Annotated in this window: 1 tRNA gene; it reads right to left on the minus strand. The window is 47.0% G+C overall.

The features are described from left to right. Positions 1–137 precede the first annotated feature (137 nt). A tRNA-Ala gene (locus tag AOA62_RS11725) sits at positions 138–213 on the minus strand. Positions 214–313 lie beyond the last annotated feature (100 nt).

Below are 313 nucleotides of genomic sequence, written 5' to 3' on the forward strand. Positions count from 1 at the left end.
GAAAGTAACGTTCAGTCTATCTTTCTATCACATACCCAAATTTTTAAAGAACGATCTAATCAAAGACTAGAAATCAACATTCATCATCAACCTGATGGAATGCTCATTTCTAAGCTTTCTTAACGTAGAAGCAGTAGTGGTGGAGCCAAACGGGATCGAACCGTTGACCTCCTGCGTGCAAGGCAGGCGCTCTCCCAGCTGAGCTATGGCCCCGTATTTCTACAGGCGTTTCCCACACAAAATTGGTGGGTCTGGGCAGATTCGAACTGCCGACCTCACCCTTATCAGGGGTGCGCTCTAACCAACTGAGCTA

The organism is Pseudomonas sp. 2995-3, assembly GCF_002742565.1.
In the GTDB taxonomy this organism is placed as follows: domain Bacteria; phylum Pseudomonadota; class Gammaproteobacteria; order Pseudomonadales; family Pseudomonadaceae; genus Aquipseudomonas; species Aquipseudomonas edaphica.